This is a genomic window from Sporosarcina luteola (genome assembly GCF_023715245.1).
Taxonomy (GTDB): domain Bacteria; phylum Bacillota; class Bacilli; order Bacillales_A; family Planococcaceae; genus Sporosarcina; species Sporosarcina luteola_C.
The window spans coordinates 448,338-469,841 of record NZ_JAMBNV010000002.1 but is presented as its reverse complement, the minus strand read 5'-3'; the positions used below and the strand labels follow the sequence as shown (position 1 = coordinate 469,841).

Below are 21,504 nucleotides of genomic sequence, written 5' to 3'. Positions count from 1 at the left end.
AATGAGGTCATTTTTTAGAAGAAGAGCTATCCGATACCCACTGACTGTCATATCTCTCCTTGGATTGATAGCGGCCGTCCTGTTATTCCTCTCGAATTTCTGGGAGGGCCTTTTATTCACGATTCCGTTCACGATAGCGTTAGGCATCGCTTGGAAGCTAGAGGAACAGACGTATATGGAAACGGAAAAGCATATCGAATCCCTCTCCTACCGGATGAAAAAGGTCGGGGAAGAAGCGTTGCTCGAGCTGCCGATCGCCATTATCCTTTTTAATGAAAAGCATATTGTCGAATGGGCAAACCCCTATGCCGTCAATATCTTTGATAAAGAGACGTTAATTGGTGAGGAATTGTTCCAGCTATCTGAGGCATTCCAAACTATTCTTAAAAACGACGGACAGAAGACGACGTTGAATGTTGGCGATTCCACTTATCAAGTCATTTACAGGGCTGAGGAAAAACTGCTCTATTTATTCGATATCACGGAAAAAGTGGAGATTGAATCTCTCTATCACCAAGATCGTACTGTACTCGGAGTCATGCTCATCGATAATTATGATGAACTAGCACAGACGATGGACGATCAGACGAGAAGCAATCTTAACTCGCTTGTCACTTCACTCGTGAATCAATGGGCGTTGGATAATGGTATTTATGTGAAACGGATAGCATCCGATCGTTTTCTAGCGGTTTTCAATGAAGCGATTCTTTCCAAATTGGAAACGGCGAAATTTACGATCTTGGACGATATTCGGGAGAAGACAGCAATTCAGAATGCTGGTTTGACGCTGAGCATCGGGGTAGGAACCGGCTCTGCCGCGCTGACAGAACTTGGTGAGCTGGCGCAATCCAGTTTGGATCTTGTTCTGGGCCGTGGAGGCGATCAGGTCGCCATTAAGCATACAGATGGCAAGCTCAAATTCTTCGGAGGCAAGACGAATCCGGTGGAAAAAAGAACTCGTGTACGCGCCAGAGTCATTTCACATGCATTGCGCGATTTGATCCAAGGCAGCGATAAAGTGTTGATCATGGGCCATAAAATGCCCGACATGGACGCAATCGGGGCATCCATCGGAGTTAGGAAGATGGCACGGATGAACAATGTGGAAGGTCATGTCGTCCTGAATTTTGATGAGTTGGATGGTAGCGTGACCCGTCTGATGGATGAAATTAAAAAGGACGAAGGGTTATTTTCACAATTTATCGATCCCGAAACCGCTTTATCAATGCTGACCGAAAAATCTCTTCTAGTCGTTGTTGATACACATAAACCGAGCATGGTCATAGATGAGCGGTTAATCGACAAGGCCGAAAAGGTCGTCGTCATCGATCATCATCGACGCGGCGAGGAATTCATCAACAGCACGATGCTCGTCTATATGGAACCGTACGCATCCTCCACAGCCGAGCTCGTGACAGAGCTTGTGGAATATCAGCCGAAGAATGAAAAATTGACGATGCTCGAATCGACTGCGTTGCTCGCGGGAATAGTTGTCGACACGAAAAGCTTCACATTGCGAACGGGGTCAAGAACATTCGAGGCGGCATCCTATTTGCGGACGAACGGAGCCGACACAGTACTTGTACAGCGACTGTTGAAGGAAGATATTGCGACGTATATTCAACGGTCTAAATTGATTGAAACTGTTGAGCTCACTTCTGCCGGCATAGCAATTGCGAAAGGTGAGGAAGGTGTCATCTATAGTCCAGTGCTGATTGCACAGACTGCAGATATCCTTCTGACGATGCAAGGAGTCATCGCCTCGTTTGTCATCGCTTCCCGTTCGGACGGGAAAATCGGCATTAGCGCAAGGTCCCTTGGGGAGCTGAATGTGCAGCTAGTCATGGAAGAACTTGGCGGCGGAGGACATTTGACGAATGCCGCTTGCCAGCTAGAAATGGAAACAATAGAAGAAGCGGTTCAATTATTGAAATCCGCTATAGAAGATAAATTGGAAAGGGGAAAATGATAATGAAAGTAATTTTTCTGAAAGACGTTAAAGGTAAAGGGAAAAAAGGCGAAGTGAAAGAAGTATCTGTAGGCTACGCGCAAAACTTCCTGTTGAAAAACAAGTTGGCGATTGAAGCGACGCCTGCAAACCTGAGCCAGCTCGAAGGACAGAAGAAGCGCGCACAAAAGGATGCGGCTGCAGAATTGGCCGAAGCACAGAAACTTAAAGAAGTAATCGATGAGAAAACTGTGGAAATGAAAGCAAAATCCGGGGAAGGCGGACGTCTCTTCGGCTCGATTACGACGAAGCAGATCGCAGAAGCTCTCGAAAAAAATCATAAAATCAAAGTGGATCGCCGTAAGATGGAACTGCCTGATGCAATACGGGCTCTCGGCTATACGAATGTGCCGATCAAACTGCACCCGGAAGTTACAGCTACGCTTAAAGTCCATGTAACCGAAGAATGATAGGGAGCGATAATGATGGATCAGATGTATGATCGCGTCCCCCCGCATAATAATGAAGCCGAACAATCTGTCATTGGAGCGATTTTCCTTCAACCCGAGGCATTAATTACAGCTTCCGAAGTCCTTCGCCCCGATGACTTCTACAGGACGGCTCATGAGAAAATCTTCGACACGATGCTGATCCTGAGCGATAAAGGACAAGCGATTGACGTTGTCACAGTCACAGAAGAGCTATCAGCGAAGAAGGAATTGGAAGACGTCGGCGGCATTTCGTATTTGACGGAAATTGCAAACGCTGTCCCGACAGCGGCAAATATCGAGTATTATGCCAAGATTGTTGAAGAGAAATCCATCCTAAGAAGGCTCATCCGGGTTGCAACCAATATCGTTGAGGAAGGTTTTACGAAAGAAGACGAAGTGGAAGCTGTCCTGTCCGAAGCGGAAAAAAGGATTATGGAAGTTTCCAACCGGAAAAATGCCGGTGATTTTAAGCACATTAAAGATGTTCTAGTGGAAACGTATGACAATATCGAGCTTCTTCATACGAGAAAAGGCGAAGTAACAGGCATTCCGACCGGATTCCGTGATCTCGATAAGATTACAGCCGGTTTTCAGCGGAATGACTTGATTATCGTTGCTGCCCGTCCTTCCGTTGGTAAAACAGCGTTCGCCTTGAATGTGGCTCAAAACGTGGCGACCAAAACGGATGAAAACGTCGCGATCTTCAGTTTGGAGATGGGTGCAGAACAACTCGTCATGCGTATGCTTTGTGCGGAAGGGAATATTGATGCGCAAGTGTTGCGGACAGGGAATTTGGAAGCAGAGGATTGGCGGAAACTGACGATGGCGATGGGGTCTCTTTCCAACGCCGGAATCTTCATCGACGACTCTCCAGGCATCCGGATTAACGAGATACGTTCCAAATGCCGTCGACTTCAACAGGAACATGGCCTGGGCATGATCATGATCGATTATTTACAGCTCATTATGGGAAGCGGCCGTTCCGGCGAGAACCGTCAGCAAGAAGTATCGGAAATCTCCCGTTCCTTAAAAGCACTTGCTCGGGAACTGAAAATCCCGGTCATTGCACTATCCCAGCTTTCCCGTGGCGTGGAACAACGACAAGACAAGCGGCCGATGATGTCCGACTTGCGGGAATCTGGAAGTATCGAGCAAGATGCGGATATCGTTTCTTTCCTCTACCGGGAAGATTACTATGATAAAGAAACAGAGAATCAGAATATGATTGAAATCATTATAGCGAAGCAACGTAACGGCCCAACCGGTACCGTTACGCTAGCGTTCGCCAAGGAATACAACAAATTCCTGAACATCGACTGGAGCCAACACCAAGCCCCGTCATATCAATAATGGATAGTGAAAAGCCTTGATTCACCTGTCTAACAGGTTTATCAAGGCTTTTTGCCATATATAAGACTATATTCACAGTTGGTATTCTCCTCATTTACAACTAACATTTGGAAGTTAATAAGGAATATTTGGTTGCAATACTACAAGTTCATTACAAATAGACACAAAGCAACAAGCGACTAACTAGATATGATAAATTGAAGAAGCGTGAAAATCTCTCAGTATGATGGCGTCTAGTAGCAGCTGCCAGTCGGAAGGAGTAACAAACGATGTTTTTCAAGAAACAAAACATGAACAATCAACAGAATAGAACGGCCCTATATAAGAAGTTCCAAAAGATAGGTATCATGACAGTCTTCTTTGGAGGAATTAGTATAAGCTCCGGTTTTGCACTGGAAAAAGAGGGAGAGTCCTCAATCCATACCGTCTACCATGTCTACTCGGCCAGCGAATATGTCGGAATGCTGTCTGACGATAAAAAGATCGAACAGCTCAAACAAGAGGAATTACAGAAAGCGGCCTCCGAATACGAAGGACTCCCATTAACAATCGGAACTGAGTTGTCTGTCGTACCGGAAAAGGTATTTACCGTAGGAACAGACGATGAACAGGTCCTTGGAAAACTTCAGAACATGCTTACCGTGGAGGCGGAAGCGATCGGTGTTCAAATTGACGATGAGACAGCATTCTATGTCAAAGACACTGCCGATTTTGAAGAAGTGATCAAGGAACTGACATTGCAAACAGTTACCGAGCAGGAGCTGGCTGAATTCGAAGCCCGCCAACAATCTACTGAACCTATACCACCGTTAAAAGAAAGTGAAACAAGACTTTCAACTATTCAATTCAGCGCCGACATTCAGGCTACTGAAGGACAGACGGCACCCGAAGAGGTCCGAAGCGTGCAAGAGGCAATGACTTTGTTGAATAAAGGTACGTTGGAAGAGAAGAAATATCCTATTCAAGCAGGGGATGTATTAGGGAAAATTGCTAGTGCCCACAATATGTCTACGGAAAAACTAATGGAAATCAATCCGGGCATTACGGAAGATTCGGTCCTTCAGATTGGTCAGGAGCTGAACGTGACAGCGCTTGAACCTTATATAGAAGTGGAAGCACACTATGAATCAAAGGAAATTGCACCAATCCAGTTCAAGAAACTGACTGAAAAAGACGCATCGACGTTCAAAGGTGAAGAGAGAGTTAAACAAAAAGGAACGGACGGCAAGAAATCGGTTACGCATCAGATCCGGAAGAAGAACGGAAAAGTGATTGGCAAGTCCGTAGCAGAGGAACATGTACTGGTAGAACCGGTTCATGAAGTAACGGTCGTCGGTACTAAAGTGATCCCTTCACGCGGGACGGGAAGCTTCAAATGGCCGGCGGATGGCGGATACGTTTCTAGCCAAATGGGGAAACGCTGGGGCAGAGTGCACCAAGGCATTGATATCGCCCGGCCATCGTCACGGTCAATCTTTGCTTCTGACAATGGCGTCGTGACCGATGTAGGCCATCACGCGACGTATGGAAACCGTATCATCATTACTCATAACAATGGGTACAAGACGTTATACGCCCATCTATCGTCTATTGAGGTCAAAGTCGGACAAACAGTACCTCAAGGATCGAAAATCGGTGTCATGGGCTCCACAGGACGCTCAACTGGCATGCATTTGCATTTTGAAGTAATCAAGAACGGTTCCAATATCAATCCGTTGAGTGTGTTAAGATAAAGAGAAGGAATGGAGACGCTACAGTGTATTCTGTTGCCGTCTCTTTTTCTAATTTGGTGTAGGTGCAGAATGGAAGGTTTATTGCAAAAGTAATAGAATATATACTAAAGTAGTCGCCAAATTGGCGGGAAAGGGAATGAATGATGCAAAATAAAACCATTTTAGTTGTAGATGATGAAAAACCGATAGCAGATATATTAGAGTTTAATTTAAAGAAGGAGGGCTTTACTGTCTATTGCGCATACGACGGTGAAGAGGCGCTCGAAAAAGTGGAAGAGGTACAGCCGGATATTATGCTGCTCGATATCATGCTTCCAAAGCGTGATGGCATGGAAGTATGCAGGGAGGTCAGGAAGAAGTATGATTTCCCGATCATCATGCTGACAGCGAAAGACTCGGAAATCGATAAAGTGCTAGGGTTGGAGCTAGGCGCGGATGATTATGTGACGAAGCCGTTCGGTACACGCGAATTGATTGCCAGGGTGAAGGCGAATTTGCGCAGGCATTCGAAGACATTGTCGGAAGAGCAGGATGAGGCAACAAATGAAATTACAGTTGGAAGCCTCATCATACAGCCGGACGCTTATTTGGTACAAAAACGCGGAGAGTCTATTGAGCTGACCCATCGTGAGTTCGAATTGCTGCATTACCTCTCAAAACATATCGGACAGGTGATGACGAGAGAGCATCTATTGCAAACAGTATGGGGATATGATTACTTCGGGGACGTACGGACAGTCGACGTAACGATCCGCCGTCTGCGTGAAAAGATCGAAGACACTCCGAGCCACCCGACGTGGATCGTAACGAGACGTGGAGTCGGTTACTATTTGCGTGATCCGGAACAGGAGTAAGGACAATGCAGAAAGTCGGATTCTTCAGATCGATTCACGTGAAATTCGTCCTCATCTATATCATGCTCATCCTTGTAGCAATGCAGATCATCGGGCTTTATTTTGCTAGTAAGCTTGAAGATACATTGAAGACGAACTTCACAACATCGGTCAGGGACAGGATGAACCTTGTCGAATTCAGTGTGCGTGAAGAAATGATAAAAGACCGGTCACCGGACGATCCGTCAATTGAACAGAGCTTGCGGACCGTCCTTTCGAACTTTAATTCGGAAGACATCAATGAAATTCGGGTCATCAATGCAAAGTATAGAATATTGGCCACCTCCGAATTGGGCAATCAATCATTGGTTGGCCAGCGATCGATGGAAGACAGTGTGAGAAGATCCATCACCTCCGAAACGTTCTATGAGAATATCAACTTTGATCCGGTCAAGCGTGAACGTGTCATGGTTCGCGTGAAACCGATCACGAACAATAATAAGGAAGTCGTCGGCACGTTATATGTGACGGCCAATATTGAAAAAGTGTTCAAGCAGATCAATGAAATTAACCAGATCCTTGCGGGTGGAGTGGCAGTATCGCTGACAATCACAATTATCATCGGCATATTCATCGCCCGTACATTCACAAGGCCGATTTCGGATATGAGGCGCCAGGCGCAAGCGATGGCGCAAGGGAACTTTTCCAGGAAGGTATACGTGTACGGGAATGATGAAATGGGCCAGCTGGCAATCGCCTTTAACCATTTGACGAATCAGCTTCAAGAATCTCAGTCCACGACGGAAAGTGAACAAAGGAAGCTAGCCTCAGTTCTTGAAAATATGACGGACGGCGTCATTTCAACGGATCGCAAAGGCAGAGTGAGCCTGATCAATGATTCCGCGCTCATGATGTTGAGGATGACACGCGATCTAGTGCTGAATCGTCCCATTACGAGCATTTTAGGTTTGGACCAGGAGTATACATTCGAGGATCTCATTCAAGTGAAAGATTCCATTGCGCTCGACTTCAGTACAGAGAAGGAACCATACATCTTGCGGGCTACTTTTTCAGTGACGCAGCGGGAGACGGGCTTTGTGAACGGCCTAATCGTCGTTCTTCATGACAATACCGAGCAGGAGAAAATTGACATGGAGAGACGGGAATTCGTTTCCAACGTTTCTCACGAGCTTCGCACGCCGCTGACGACAATGCGCAGTTATTTGGATGCATTGGCGGAAGGTGCTTGGAAGAACGAGGAGATTGCCCCTTCCTTCCTCCGTGTGACACAGACGGAGACAGAGCGGATGATCCGGCTCGTCAATGACCTATTGAAGCTTTCCAGGATGGATAGTAAAGAATATGAGTTGAATACCGAATGGGTGGAATTCAATCATTTCTTCAACTCAATCATCGAGCGGTTCGAGTTCTCGAAGTCGCAGAACGTTCATTTTAAACGGTTGTTGCCGTCTGCGGATCTATTCGTTGAAATCGATACAGATAAGATGACTCAGGTAATTGACAATATCATTTCAAATGCGCTTAAGTATTCGCCGGATGGCGGGGATGTGCGCTTCGGGGTGACAACATCGGGGACGTATATCAAGGTGATGATCTCAGACGACGGCATGGGCATCCCACAAGCGTATGTGAACCGTATTTTTGATAGGTTCTACAGGGCGGACCGCGCGAGATCGAGGGCAATGGGCGGGACAGGTCTCGGACTTGCCATCGCAAAAGAAATGATCATTGCCCATGGCGGGGAAATATGGGCGGAAAGTGAAGAAGGCAAAGGAACAACAATCTTCTTTACGCTGCCTTTTGAACGACAAGAGGAAGGTGAATGGGATTGAAGTATATTGAGCCTATCAAATCAATCATCCTACTATTGCTTGTCTTGTTGAGCGTCACATTCACCTTTTCCATTTGGACGTATTCTCCGAGGTTGGATACGATTGAACAATCACCGACCGTCGACATATCCATCGGAGCACGGAAGCAAGTGGAGGATCTCATCAAGCCGTATAAGTTTCTTATTAAGTACGACGAATCGTTCAGAGGGACGACCGATCAGAATCGAATTGATCATATTGTGAGGGAAATGGGCACCTGGAAAGTTTCCCAGTTGGCTCGGGAACCGAACGAGATGAACAAGGGTCAGATGAAATCCTTTTTCGAACAGACGAATCAGTTCACATTGTTTTTCCAAGGTGAAGTACCGCTGCCGGTATATGATGAGATTTTGCCGATTGAGGATGTTCAACTTCCGGAATTCAGATTTGACCGTCTTGTCGTCAGATGGAATCCGAAGGAAATCGCTTTTGAAGCTCATTTCATCAACCGTGCGACAGGAATCCATTATCGTGGAAAGATAGCAGCCTCGGATACGATGAAGTCGTATCGGCAAATCATCCTGGAAGGGGAAAATCTACCCTCCTATGCGGAAGTGAATGTCTCAGAGTCTGTCTATTTGGCGGTCCCGACTGAACCGGTTAAAATGCTGCAAAGCACGTATATCCAGGAGGAAATCAGTCCGACACGCTTCCGGGATGCTTTATTCAATGATCCGAATGCAGTGCGACGCAGCCAAGTAGATTCGACGGATGAGGAATTTGGTGATGACCATGCACAGCTACGTGTGAATACGGAAACTAAAATGTTGAACTTTGCCCATCCCGCCGCGCTGAGCAGTGATCCGGCAGCATACCCTTCCGACTTGTTGATTGATGTCATTGATTCTATTAATGAGCATGGCGGATGGACGGATGCGTATAGGTTTTCGTATATAAATCCTACCTCCAGGTACGTGAGATTCCAACTATATGTTCATGGTTATCCTGTTTTCAGCGAGCCCCCGGTTACGGGTACAACGGAAATTGCACAGTATTATGGCGAAAACCGGGTTTTCCGGTATATCCGTCCGTACTACAAAATTGATGTGCCGCTGGCGAATGATGAAATAGAGCTTCCGCCAGGGACCGATATTGTAAACGAGCTGCTGGAAGTTGAGAATCTTGATTTTGGAACGGTTGAGGAGATCACAACCGGCTATATGATGAAACATGATTTGGAGCAAAGGATATTTATCATGGAGCCTGCCTGGTATTATTATGCCAAAGGAAATTGGGTCCGCTATACACCTGAACAAGGCGGGAGTGAGCAGATTGGATTGGAATAAAACAAAAACAATCTTCATTGTCGTCTTTTCCATCTTGAATATCTTCCTTTATTTCTTATATTTGAATCAGCGCACCGAGGCGCAAAATATTCAGGTTGCGGGGAAAACGTCGATTGAGGATTTAATGAAGCAGGAGAATATTACGTACAATGTGCCGCAAGTCGTGAAAAATGACTTCTCCTACATCTCCGCAAATATGAAATCCTTTTCGCAGGAGGAATTGGAACCGCTTGAGGATCAATCCATTGTCATCTTCGACAACACACAGATTGAATCTATAATGGATACTCCTGTGTCTATCCGGAATGCAAAAGAAGACTATGATTTCAAGGATTTTATAACGAAATATGTATGGAACGGAGCAGAATATGAGCGTTGGGAAGTGGATAAGGAAGCACGGAAAGCCATCTTCTTTCAAAGAGTGAATGGGGAACCGATTTTCTACAGCCCGAATGCGACTTTGACGATCTATTGGGACGAGAACTATGAAGTGACCCATTACAATCAGCGAATGCTAGAGGAATTCTCGAGCGACAACCATAAAAAAGAAGTGTTGACGCAAGATGAAGCGGTTAGGTCACTCGTTACACGCGGTTATTTAAAGCAAGATTCCAAAGTGTTGAATGTGACGCCAGGATACTCATCACTCGTCCAATTGACCGGGAAGCAAGTATTTGCCCCGACATGGAATATTCGTGTAGAATTGAAGGACGGCACCATCGAGGATCACTTCATCAATGCTATTGAAGGTAAAGTGATAGACTTTAAATTGGACAAGTTGAAAGAGGAAGAATTCGATGAGGCTGAGGATGAAGAAGAATAAGGAGTTTTTCATATGCGTTTCAGTGTGCTCGCAAGTGGCAGTACGGGCAATTCAATATATATAGAGACCGAAGAGCATGCTTTTCTGGTCGATGCTGGACTTAGTGCAAAAAGAATGGAGCAGCAGCTTGAAAACATCGGGCGCTCCATGACGAATGTAGATGGCATCTTTGTCACCCATGAACATAGCGATCACATTAAAGGGATTGGTGTTCTGGCACGAAGATACAAAGTGCCAATCTATGCGAATGAGAAGACTTGGCTTGCGATGAATGGGCTCGTCGGCGAAATTCCGACGGAGCAACGATACCATTTCAATATGGAGACGAATATGTCATTCGGCTCTCTCGACATCCAGTCGTTCGCAGTTTCCCATGACGCCGCGGATCCGATGTTCTACGTATTCCATCAGAATGACCGCAAGCTTTCGATCATCACGGATACGGGGTATGTGAGCGATAGGATGAAAGGGCATATCCAAGGGTCTGATGCGTTCGTGTTCGAAAGCAATCATGACGTCAGCATGCTGCAGATGGGCCGCTACCCATGGTCGGTCAAACGCAGAATCCTGAGCGACGTCGGGCATGTTTCGAATGAAGATGCCGCTGTTGCAATGAGTGAAGTCGTCGCTCAAAAAGAGACAAGAATTTATTTATCGCATCTAAGCAAGGATAATAATATGAAAGACCTCGCAAGGATGAGCGTTGCACAAACATTGGAGGCATGCGGGATCCGCCCGGGGGAATTCGTGCATTTGCATGATACCGACGCGGACAAACCGACAGAGCTTGTCACTGTTTAATAAAGATCGAAAAGCCTTGCCTTCGGGTGAGGCTTTTTGATTGGCGAGAACGGTATGTGCCTTGCCCCGCCTGTAGCTACTCAGCGCTCAAAGAAACGGCTTTCGCGCTCATAGAGACGGCACCAACGCCCAAGCTAACCGATAAACCAACTAAAAGTTAAACAATGACTTGATTCTTATTAACCCGAATGGGGTAAAGTGAGTGTAACTGTCTACAGAGAGGGAGAGGAGAATGGACGAATTCAATCAAAGACCCGGCAATGGAGAAGAAAAGCCGGTCATTCAAGAAACAGAAAGGCATGAAGAACCGCCAAGATACAGCGAAAGACCAGTCAAATCGAAACGTCGTGGCGGCTTTTTAACAGCCCTCTTTGGAGCAATTCTCGGAGGGCTCATCGTCTGGTTCCTCATGAATTCCACTTTCGACAAGGAGAAAGTGACTCCACAAGTCGGCAGCGAGACGACTGGTGAAAACAACCTGACGAGCGAGAGAGTCTCCATCGATATTAATACGGATGTTACTGATGTAGTATCGGAAGTCGCAGATACGGTTGTCGGCATCACCAATCTTCAAACAGTGCGTGACTTTTGGTCGGCGAAGGAAACGACGAGGGAAGGCAGCGGATCGGGAGTCATCTATAAGAAAGAAGGCGACAAGGCGTATATCGTCACTAATCATCACGTCGTCGAAAACGCTGAGGAGTTGGAAATCACGTTCGATGACGGAACGAAGGCTGACGGAAGACTTGTCGGCAGTGATATGTGGACTGATTTGGCCGTCGTGGAAATCGATGCAGCCCATGTTAAAACAGTCATCGAATTTGGTGATTCGGATGCTTTAAAGCGCGGAGAGACGGTCATTGCAATCGGTAACCCGCTCGGCCTTGGCTTTGCAGGTTCCGTAACAATGGGGATTGTCTCTGGGAAGGACCGATCGATACCGATGGATTTCGATCAGAATGGGACGGTCGATTGGCAGGCGGACGTCCTGCAAACAGACGCTGCCATCAACCCGGGAAATTCAGGTGGAGCGCTCATCAATATGGCGGGACAATTGGTCGGCATCAACTCGATGAAAATTTCGGAGTCGACTGTGGAAGGGATCGGTCTTGCTATTCCAATCAATATTGCAGTACCGATCATTAAAGACCTTGAAACGACCGGCACGGTTCAGCGGCCGACAATGGGCGTCAGTCTCTTTAATCTGGAGGATGTCCCTTCATCGGAACGAAGAGGAGTGTTGAAACTGCCGGAGGAGATAGCTGGGGGAGTCATCGTCACCCAAGTATTTCGCAACACACCGGCGGAAGCAGCAGGCGTACAGAAGTATGATGTCATTGTGGAAATGGACGGTAAGAAAATTTCGGACATGGTTGGCTTGCGCAAGCATCTATACAATGACAAAAAGGTCGGGGACATGATGAAAATGAAAGTGTATCGCGATGGAGAACCCATTGATATTGAAATGGAACTGAAAGACGGCAATACATTCTGAGGAATTTAGCATAAAAGCGGGCGAAAAACCGAACAGAGTGTTACACTTTTTACAAGGATGTAATAAATACTTATCCACAACAGGCAGCATAGCAGAACATCAGCTATACTGCCTGTTTTTCTGAATAAGTTATTGACATGTGGATAAGAAATTGAAATTGTGAATAAGTTTGTGTAAAAAATAATGGATGAAAGAAGTGTGGATGATGAAAATATATAGCTGTGAAACCCATATAAATCATGCATTGGACGTACTTGTTGCACAAGAGGAGACATTTCCGATCATGGAAAAAGTCGATGAAGTGAATAAGTTATCCACAAAATGCGAGTACTGTGACACACCCGCAACGTATATTGTGGCGAACAGGTAATCGGGCACAATATGTAGTTTTTCCTGTGGATATGTGTATAAGTTCTGTGCATAACATTTAAGCAAAGGTGGACAACCCTGTGAATATTACAATTGTGTCAGTTGGCAAACTAAAAGAAAAATATTTGAAAATGGGCATCGACGAATATGCCAAACGACTCGGAGCTTATGCGAAAATTGATTTAGTGGAAGTACCGGATGAAAAAGCCCCTGAGTCTTTGAGTGAAGCCGACATGGAAATTGTTAAGAAAAAAGAAGCCGACCGAATTCTCGCGAAAATCAACCCCGATGCATACGTGGTTGCGTTGGCGATTGAGGGTAAAATGAAAACGAGCGAAGAATTGGCTGCGGGGATGGAGTCGTTGATGACGTACGGGCGAAGCAAAGTTGTCTTTGTCATCGGTGGCTCTCTCGGATTACATAATGATGTATTGAAACGGGCAGATGAGTTATTGTCGTTCTCAAAGATGACGTTTCCGCATCAGTTGATGAAATTGGTGTTGTTGGAGCAGGTGTATCGGGGATTTAGGATTATCAAGGGTGAACCGTACCATAAGTAAGTGAGGAAGTGATATTTATAAAGCCATTGGTACAGGTTCCTTGGCTTAAACAACCGAATTACCTGTACCTATGGCCATTGCAGAGTTAATGTTTGCTTCTGTCAAAAATGTTTTTCTTAATAATTAAATAGTTCTTGATCTCGAAGTTTAGATAAAATAGATTTGCCCTGATTTCAAATTCTTCCCTGGTCTTTGGCAATTCTGTTTCCCGTATGGATTGTTCGTATTCCTCTAATAGCTTTAATGCAATGGTTGTATCTCCCGAGTCTACATGTTGGCTGATGTTAAGAAAAATGCCAGCGAGCATGCCTCTTTGTTTGATGTCTAACTCTGATGAAGAAACAATGCTTATAATGCCAACCATCTGTTTTAAGATTTGCAGTTGATCCTCCCGCATTTCGAGATAATAATAATCTTTGTTTTCTTTTCGTAATAGATGGTTTTCTACATCTTGTATAGCAATGTTTTTAGCCCGATTCAGGACATCTTCGACTTCGATTAACTCTTTTCCGTCCCAATTTTGTTCACCGTTTTTTAAAAGAATAGAGAATTGGTATAGAATAGCGCTGAATTTAGTTTCAATTTCCGTTTTATAGTTTTCAATTTCTTTCTTAAAGCTTGGCATAATGCTATTCACGAGCAAGGCGATTCCTATACCAATGAAAATAACGTAAAGTTCATTCAATAAGTTTTCCAAGTTGGCTTCCTTCACTGTGTAAATATGTAAAATAACAACCATACTTGTGACGAAACCTTCCTGAATACGTAATTTTATAAGGGCTGGGACAAAAAACAAGATAAATAAAGTTAATACTATTGGATGATATCCTAATAATTCAAAGCAAATGGAACCAAGAAGTAAAGATAATAGAGACGCAAAGAACTTCTTCCGGATGGAATGTAAAGTTCTTTTTTTTGTCTTCTCAATACACATAATAACGATAATCGCCGCAAATGTTGCAAATTCCAAATCGAATAGACTTGCAATCCATATTGCTAGTCCTGCACCTATTGCAGTCTTAATTGTCCGATATCCCATTCCTACCATATAAGCATCACCTACTGTTTCTATACTTTCATTATACCCAAGCTAATGGCATTTAGTTATTTTGTGCTTGGACTTTAAGATAAGATTGACTTCATAGAATAAATATATTATTCTACAATATGGTTTATTATACCATTTATAGTAATGATTATTTGATATAACTTCAGAAATGGCTTACAATTATAAATGTAAACGCTTCACTTTTTTATATCTAATTGAATAGCAATTTCTTAAAATTTAGGAGGGTTATTATGTTATTAGAAGAAAAAGTTGCATTGATTACAGGAGCTGCGTCGGGTCTAGGAAGAGCACAAGCAATTGAATACGCAAAAGAAGGCGCAAAAATCGTCATTACTGATGTGAATGAAACTGGATTAGCTGAAACAGCAAAATTAATTGAAGATAATAAAGGTACTGTACTCAGTGTTATTGCTGACGTTTCTAAAAAAGAAGATGTACATAAATTGGTCAACGAGGCTCTAAAAGCGTTTGGGACAGTAGATATTTGTGTTAATAATGCGGCTATTTTGGCCGATTTCAAAGCTTCTCTCGATATTACGGAAGAAGAATGGGATAGAATCATGGCTGTTAACGTTAAAGGAGTCTATCTACTGACGAATGAACTTTTACCTTACATGCTTGAGAAAAAGAAAGGGACCTTCATAAATATTGCTTCAATTGGAGGAACAATTGCAGGAGTCGGAGACGCGGCATATATCACTTCAAAGCACGCGGTTGTCGGATACACGAAACAGCTAACATTCAGTTACGCTAAAGATGGCATTCGCGCTGTTTCACTTTGCCCGGGCCTAGTCGATACGCCAATGGTACGATACGCAATTGAGCAAGAACATCCAGCAGCAGCCAGACAAGTAGCTTCTATTCCTTCTGGGCGTGTCGGAAGCCCTGAAGAAGTTGCCGCTTTCTCTGCCTTTTTGGCAAGCGACAAAGCTCAGCATATAAACGGTGTTGAAATGAAAATTGATGGTGGTCAATCCATTGGCTAAGTAAGGAAGAAAATCTTTTAACGGGTTGACACTAGTCAACCCGTTAAAAATTGTTTAAGACTGTAAGACCTATGGATAAATACGATTTAGGGGGCATTTTTACATGGGTAATCTATTAATACGAAAAGCACATATCAAAGATGGCGAGGCTCTTAAAGACATCAAAATTATTGATGGTAAGATTGTTAAAATAGCGGCTGACATTCAAAATGACAATAACTCAAAAGAGATTGATGCAAAAGGCAATGCGGTACTACCCACACTCATTGAAAGTCATATTCATCCCGATAAAGCTTTTCTGGAAGAACGTAAACCGAATCTATCAGGTACTTTAGAGGAAGCTTTGAAGAATACAGCTGAACTAAAGAAATTATACACATACGAAGATGTGAAGGAACGAGCTGAACGAGTGATCCGGTGGTCGGTGCTAAACGGAACTACAATAATGAGAGCTCATCCTGACGTGGATCCCTTCGAAAAGACGCTTGGGGTAGAAGTACTTCTAGATTTAAAAGAGAAATTTAAAGACGTTCTAGATATGCAGATTGTTGCATTCCCTCAAGAAGGCATCATTCAATCACCAGGCGTACTGGAGATGATGGAAGAATCCATCAAAATGGGAGCCGATGTAGTTGGGGGTTGTCCATATAGTGAAAAGACAATGGAAGATACTAAAAAACAACTGGAAATCGTTTTTGACTTGGCGGAAAAATACAACTTGCCGATTGATATGCATGCCGATTTCGGTACCGATGCGAATGATCCTCAAAATACATGTATCGAATTGATATGCGATATGACAATTGAACGAGGATATCAAGGTAGAGTGGCAATAGGACATGTAACAACATTAGGTTCGCTTGATCCAGAAGTTGCGGCGCCTATTTTTGATAAAATTGCCAAAGCGGAAGTATCAATAGTTCCATTGCCTGTTACAGATATGTTTATGACTGGGCGTGCAGAGAGAAAAAACATTCCTCGTGGTATGGCGCCTGTATTGGCAATGATGGAGCGGGGAGTAAATCTGGCGTACTCCTCCAATAATATTCGAAATGCTTTTACGCCATTTGGCAATGCTGAATTAATCGCCGTTGGGTACTTACTGCAAGTTTCACAACAGATGGGCTCCGCGGCACAGCGTCGTTCAGTTTTAGATATGGTAACGTATAACGCAGCTAAAGCAATTGGAATTACGGATACGTACGGTTTGGAAGTTGGGAAAAATGCTGATGTAGTTATCTATGACTGTGATGATTTGAGTAATTTAGTGAATGACCAGCCACTAATTCGTTATGTCATTAAAAATGGTAAGGTCATCGTCCAAAATGAATTGACACAAGATTTGGCACCTGTATTGATGGAAGATTAATAACGTATGAAACTATTATTTTTAATCCGGAAAGGTGAAGAATATTGACTGTAACTACTATGTTAAACAATTCCCGACTACCTGTCTCTGACACTCCACCTTATGATGCGCTGCAAGCGTTTGTTAGAGAAAACCACATCGCTCTTAAAGGAACGGATGAAGGGAATCTTGAAGACCTTGTGTTTGCGGTAAAAGATGTATTTAAGATTTTAGGAAGTACTTATAGTAATGGACATCCGGAATGGCTGCGGACGCATGCTCCAGATGATTTTACTTCTAGCATTGTAACTAAATTATTAACTGCTGGAGCCGATTTAGTAGGGAAAACGGTCTGTGACGAGCTATGTTACAGTATTAGCGGTGAAAACTGGAATTACGGTTCGCCACTTAATCCTCATGACCCTAGACGTTTTGCAGGAGGGTCTTCGAGCGGAACGGGAGTGGCTACGGCAGGCGGTTTAGTCGATTTTGCCATTGGAAGCGACTGCCTGGGATCTGTTCGGGTTCCTGCGAGTTATACGGGAATCTTAGGAATGCGTCCCACTTATGGACGAGTGGCGAACGATGGAGAGGCGCCATATTGCGAGAGCATGGATGTTCTAGGATACGTAGCCGGCAATACAGATATTTTCAGACGAGTTTCTGAAGAAATATTAGGACAAGATACTAAACAAGTACCATTTAATAAGTTGCTTATCGCAGATGATTGTTTTGATTCGATAAACAAAGATGTCGCAGAAGTACTACAGCCTGCTGTTACCCATTTAAAACAAAATTATGAACAAGTTGAACACGTCAGATTAAGTCGTAATGGTTTAGAAGAATGGACAGAGATTTTTAGAATTATTCAGGGGTATGAAGTTTGGGAGAGCTACGGTGGTTGGATAAGAAAACATCGCCCGCATCTTTCACCTGGTCCAAAAGAACGCTTAGCTTGGGCATCTACCATTACCTTGAGCGAGTATAAAGAGGCATTAACTAAAAGGAAACCTATTATTGAAAGAATGAATGAGCTTTTGACAGATGGCGCACTGCTTTGCTTACCTACGGCTGCTTCTGTAGCGCCTTTACGAAATAGCTCTACAGAGGAAATAAATGCCGTCCGTGCCCAATCTAGTAACCTATTATGTATTTCACCTTTATCCGGTACTCCACAGATTACTTTGCCACTAGTTAAACAACATGATGTGCCACTTGGTATTTCGTTAATTGGCGCTCCTGGTTGTGATTTACAGCTAGCGCAGACTGCCGCTGATTTAGTTGATAGTTATACTAATTGAATTGAAAACCTGAAAGATGAGCCGGATAAAGTATCCGGCTTAACCTTTCGATTTTTAAGATATAGAACTAGGTAATTATCATTCCTCTGGGAGGTTTAGGTCAATATGAGTCAATTAGGTATTGGGGCAACACAACAAAAAGGCATGAGGGCGGTTGCTCAAGAGGAAATAAAGGTAACGCAAGACGATGTTACTTTATTCAAGTCTAGAGGGTACGAGAATGAGGACTTGTTACCGAAAACAAAAGATAAACGAAACATGAGTCCCTTGAATTATTTTACATTATGGATGGGGAACTTACATAATATCCCGAACTACGCTGCAGTAGGCGGTTTATTAGTTTTAGGGATAGCACCCCTGAATATAATGATAGCATTAATACTAGGTGCCATTATAACTGGTCTATTTATGGCGTTTAATGGACAAGCAGGTTCAAAATACGGAATTCCCTTCGCACTCCATTTGCGGGCGACATATGGAGACGCTGGAGCTAAACTACCGGGCTTTTTACGTGGTATCGTAGTTGCGATAGGTTGGTTCGGTTTACAAACCTTTGTCGGATCACAAGCCCTGCTTATTATCGTCGGAAAATTATGGCCAGGCTTCCTGGGAATCGGCGGTGACGCTACTTTCCTCGGAATCGGGATGCCAGGACTAGTATGTTTTATCATCTTTTGGCTGGTGAATGTAGGGCTTGGCATAAGTGGGAGTGGATTTTTAAATAAATTCAATACAGTGTTAACTGTCTTCATCTATGTTCTGTTTATCTCCATGGGAATTTGGGGAGTAATTGTTGGCGGCGGTTTTAGTAATATTCTAAACTACGCCATAGAAGGACCGACTCAATCCATCAACCCTCTTTTTGCATACATATTGATCATCAGTGCCGTATTGGCATTCTGGGCTGCTCCAGCAACAAGCGTTGCTGATTTCACGCAAAATGCAAATTCAAACAGGGACCAAATGATTGGACAGTCAATGAGTTTAATTATTGGTTACATCATTTTTGCTTTTACAAGCATCTCCATCCTCATAGGTAGTTCTATTCATTATGGAATGGAACAATGGGATGTGTTAAACGTAATTAATAAGTGGGATAGTTTACCGGCAGTATTCTTTGCAATGCTTATTTTATTGCTAATTACTGTTAACTCGAATGTAACGGCAAATGTCACTCCAGCTGCATATCAATTAACTGCGCTCTTCCCAAAATGGATCAACTATCGAAGAGGAGTCTTCATTGCAAGTATCGTCGGTTTCTTGATCATGCCGTGGAAATTGATGGAGAATCCTGACAGCATTTATACCTTCTTGAGCGGAGTTGGCGCCATTTTAGGTCCTGTAACTGGTGTTATGATCTATCAGTTTTTCTTCGTAACTAAAAAAGAGATTGATCTTAACCAGCTATATTACGATTCGAATGATCCGACAGCGGTCAGTAAGTATAAGGGTGTCAACAAGAATGCATACATTGCAACGATTTTAGGGGTAGTCGTATCTCTAAGTGGTAATTTCATACCATTACTTTCAAGCATCTCCGATATCTCTTGGATAATCGGATTTGTGACAGCATTCATAGCGTATGGATTACTTGTTAAGTTTTCACCAACAATTAATAACGTATAAACTGTTAAAACGGCGACTTGGAGTCATACATGATACAGTAATTAGGTTGTAAATACTTCGATTTATTTAACACGAAAGGTTGAGTTTGTATGAAAATTGGTATCATCGGCGCAGGAGCCATAGGCGGACTTTATGGTGCGGTCTTGTCTGAAACAGGACATGACGTTTACTTAATCGATATATTTAAAGAACATATAGACGCAATCAATACTAAAGGACTTACAATCTTCCATGGTGACGATAAAAAAGTGTATACGAATCTCAAGGCGTTCACTGATGGGAGAGAAATTGGCGAAGAGCTTGATTTAGTTATTGTTTTAGTCAAAACATATATTACTGAAATTGCTATGGAGGAAAATAAAAATCTCTTTGGCGAAAATACGATTGTGTTAACTCTACAGAACGGCATCGGTAATATTGAAAAAATCGCTAAATTTATTGATGAAAGAAAAATTATCGCAGGGAACACGAGTACAGCCGGCTACATTGAGGAGCCTGGTGTCATTCTCCATACAGGCAGTGGGGGCACGGTAATCGGTGAGGTTGATGGTCAAGTCACTGATCGAATTAAAGAGATTCAACGCATGTTTGACCATGAAAAACTCGGAGAATCAAAGATTTCTGAAAATGTAATGTCATTAATTTGGGAGAAGTTAATTGGCAATTGCGGTATTAATCCGTTAGGTGCACTGACCGGCCTGAGAAACGGCGAGTTGGTGGAAAACGAGGAGACTTCTAACTTGCAGGATAAAATTGCGGAAGAATGTCTGATGGTTGCCAAGAGAGCGGGCATTCCTTTACGTTTTACTGACTCCTCTATTATTAAAGACTTGGCTAGGAAAACAGCGCCAAACCAGACTTCGATGCTGGTAGATGTATTAAATAAAAGAAGAACTGAAATTATGGCTATCAATGGCGGAGTTGTTGAAAAAGCCAAAGAACTTGGCTTGGAAGTTCCCATAAATGAAATGCTTGTCAATTTAGTGTTGGCGAAAGAGAAAAGTTATTTAACCAAATAACAGTTGATACTGTTCATTTTGGTCTTGGAGTAGTAATGCAAACGAGGAGGATTCAATTATGATAAGTAATTCAGATTTGAAGCACCTGCGACGTTGTATTGAATTAGCAAAAACTGCGCTAGAGAAAGGGGACGAGCCATTTGGTTCAGTCCTTGTCTCGGCTAGCGGGGACGTACTTGCAGAAGACCATAACCACGTTGCAGGTGGAGACCATACACAACACCCAGAATTTGCTCTGGCACGATGGGCGGCTGCGAACATGACGCCTGAAGAGAGAAGCAAGGCAACAGTATATACCTCTGGTGAGCATTGTCCTATGTGCGCAGCGGCTCACGGCTGGGTAGGGTTAGGCCGGATTGTTTACGCAAGTTCCTCCGCTCAGCTCGTACAGTGGTTGAGTGAAATGGGAGTTGCCCCAGCACGCGTTCGTAATCTTCCTATTGAAGATGTTATTCGTGATACGACAATTGACGGACCTGTCCCTGAACTAGCTGAACAAGTTCGCGAACTCCATCGTCAGTTCCATGCAAGCAGATGATAGACAAAGCAATTAACACATGATAGAGTCCAATCT

Annotated in this window: 19 protein-coding genes; 18 read left to right on the top strand and 1 reads right to left on the bottom strand. The window is 43.7% G+C overall.

From position 1 onward, the window contains the following. Position 1: 1 nt before the first annotated feature. From M3152_RS13830 to rlmH, 12 genes are all read left to right on the top strand, one after another. Positions 2-1,969: a DHH family phosphoesterase gene (locus tag M3152_RS13830; protein WP_251695834.1), complete on the top strand. Its 1,968-nt coding sequence runs from the start codon at positions 2-4 to the stop codon at positions 1,967-1,969. A 2-nt stretch (positions 1,970-1,971) separates the two neighbouring features. Beyond that, positions 1,972-2,418, top strand: coding sequence for a 50S ribosomal protein L9 (rplI, locus tag M3152_RS13825; protein ID WP_251695832.1), 447 nt, complete (start codon positions 1,972-1,974; stop codon positions 2,416-2,418). A 12-nt stretch (positions 2,419-2,430) separates the two neighbouring features. After that, on the top strand, positions 2,431-3,789 hold the full coding sequence (gene dnaB, locus M3152_RS13820; protein ID WP_251695830.1) for a replicative DNA helicase: 1,359 nt from the start codon (positions 2,431-2,433) through the stop codon (positions 3,787-3,789). 269 nt (positions 3,790-4,058) lie between these two features. Continuing rightward, on the top strand, positions 4,059-5,522 hold the full coding sequence (locus M3152_RS13815; protein ID WP_251695828.1) for a M23 family metallopeptidase: 1,464 nt from the start codon (positions 4,059-4,061) through the stop codon (positions 5,520-5,522). Positions 5,523-5,665: 143 nt separating this feature from the next. Next, a complete protein-coding gene (gene yycF / locus M3152_RS13810; RefSeq protein ID WP_251627378.1) occupies positions 5,666-6,376 on the top strand; it encodes a response regulator YycF in 711 nt (236 codons plus the stop codon). A gap of 5 nt (positions 6,377-6,381) precedes the next feature. Beyond that, a complete protein-coding gene (walK, locus tag M3152_RS13805) occupies positions 6,382-8,208 on the top strand; it encodes a cell wall metabolism sensor histidine kinase WalK (protein ID WP_251695826.1) in 1,827 nt (608 codons plus the stop codon). Further along, complete coding sequence (locus M3152_RS13800; RefSeq protein ID WP_251695824.1) at positions 8,199-9,533, top strand: YycH family regulatory protein; 1,335 nt, start codon at positions 8,199-8,201, stop codon at positions 9,531-9,533. The genes walK and M3152_RS13800 overlap by 10 nt, the downstream gene beginning before the upstream one ends. After that, positions 9,520-10,356, top strand: coding sequence for a two-component system regulatory protein YycI (locus M3152_RS13795; RefSeq protein ID WP_251695822.1), 837 nt, complete (start codon positions 9,520-9,522; stop codon positions 10,354-10,356). Before M3152_RS13800 ends, M3152_RS13795 begins: the two co-directional genes overlap by 14 nt. 12 nt (positions 10,357-10,368) lie before the next feature. Beyond that, positions 10,369-11,157 (top strand): MBL fold metallo-hydrolase, encoded by a 789-nt coding sequence (locus M3152_RS13790; protein WP_251695820.1) that lies wholly within the window; start codon positions 10,369-10,371, stop codon positions 11,155-11,157. Positions 11,158-11,389: 232 nt separating this feature from the next. Next, positions 11,390-12,652, top strand: coding sequence for a S1C family serine protease (locus M3152_RS13785; protein WP_251695818.1), 1,263 nt, complete (start codon positions 11,390-11,392; stop codon positions 12,650-12,652). 205 nt (positions 12,653-12,857) lie between these two features. Then, on the top strand, positions 12,858-13,022 hold the full coding sequence (locus tag M3152_RS13780) for a CxxH/CxxC protein (RefSeq protein ID WP_251695816.1): 165 nt from the start codon (positions 12,858-12,860) through the stop codon (positions 13,020-13,022). Between the two features lie 79 nt (positions 13,023-13,101). Then, positions 13,102-13,581, top strand: a complete 480-nt coding sequence (gene rlmH / locus M3152_RS13775) for a 23S rRNA (pseudouridine(1915)-N(3))-methyltransferase RlmH (RefSeq protein WP_251695814.1) — start codon at positions 13,102-13,104, stop codon at positions 13,579-13,581. An 85-nt stretch (positions 13,582-13,666) separates the two neighbouring features. Here rlmH and M3152_RS13770 read toward each other — a convergent pair whose 3' ends face one another. After that, positions 13,667-14,629 carry an aromatic acid exporter family protein gene (locus tag M3152_RS13770; protein ID WP_251695812.1) on the bottom strand — a complete coding sequence of 321 codons (963 nt, stop codon included), beginning with the start codon at positions 14,627-14,629 and terminating at the stop codon, positions 13,667-13,669. Positions 14,630-14,880: 251 nt separating this feature from the next. On the opposite strand from M3152_RS13770, the gene M3152_RS13765 reads away from it, so the two are divergent. The 6 genes from M3152_RS13765 (at position 14,881) to M3152_RS13740 (ending at position 21,468) form a co-directional block, all read left to right on the top strand. Beyond that, positions 14,881-15,636: an SDR family NAD(P)-dependent oxidoreductase gene (locus tag M3152_RS13765; RefSeq protein ID WP_251695810.1), complete on the top strand. Its 756-nt coding sequence runs from the start codon at positions 14,881-14,883 to the stop codon at positions 15,634-15,636. Positions 15,637-15,739: 103 nt separating this feature from the next. Further along, complete coding sequence (locus M3152_RS13760; protein WP_251695808.1) at positions 15,740-17,005, top strand: amidohydrolase family protein; 1,266 nt, start codon at positions 15,740-15,742, stop codon at positions 17,003-17,005. 44 nt (positions 17,006-17,049) lie between these two features. Next, on the top strand, positions 17,050-18,285 hold the full coding sequence (locus tag M3152_RS13755) for an amidase (RefSeq protein WP_251695806.1): 1,236 nt from the start codon (positions 17,050-17,052) through the stop codon (positions 18,283-18,285). A gap of 105 nt (positions 18,286-18,390) precedes the next feature. After that, entirely contained in the window at positions 18,391-19,911 is a 1,521-nt protein-coding gene (allW, locus tag M3152_RS13750) for an allantoin permease (protein ID WP_251695804.1), read from the top strand. Between the two features lie 89 nt (positions 19,912-20,000). Then, a complete protein-coding gene (locus M3152_RS13745; RefSeq protein WP_251695802.1) occupies positions 20,001-20,930 on the top strand; it encodes a ketopantoate reductase family protein in 930 nt (309 codons plus the stop codon). A 58-nt stretch (positions 20,931-20,988) separates the two neighbouring features. Then, positions 20,989-21,468 carry a nucleoside deaminase gene (locus M3152_RS13740; protein ID WP_251695800.1) on the top strand — a complete coding sequence of 160 codons (480 nt, stop codon included), beginning with the start codon at positions 20,989-20,991 and terminating at the stop codon, positions 21,466-21,468. The last annotated feature ends 36 nt before the right edge of the window (positions 21,469-21,504 follow it).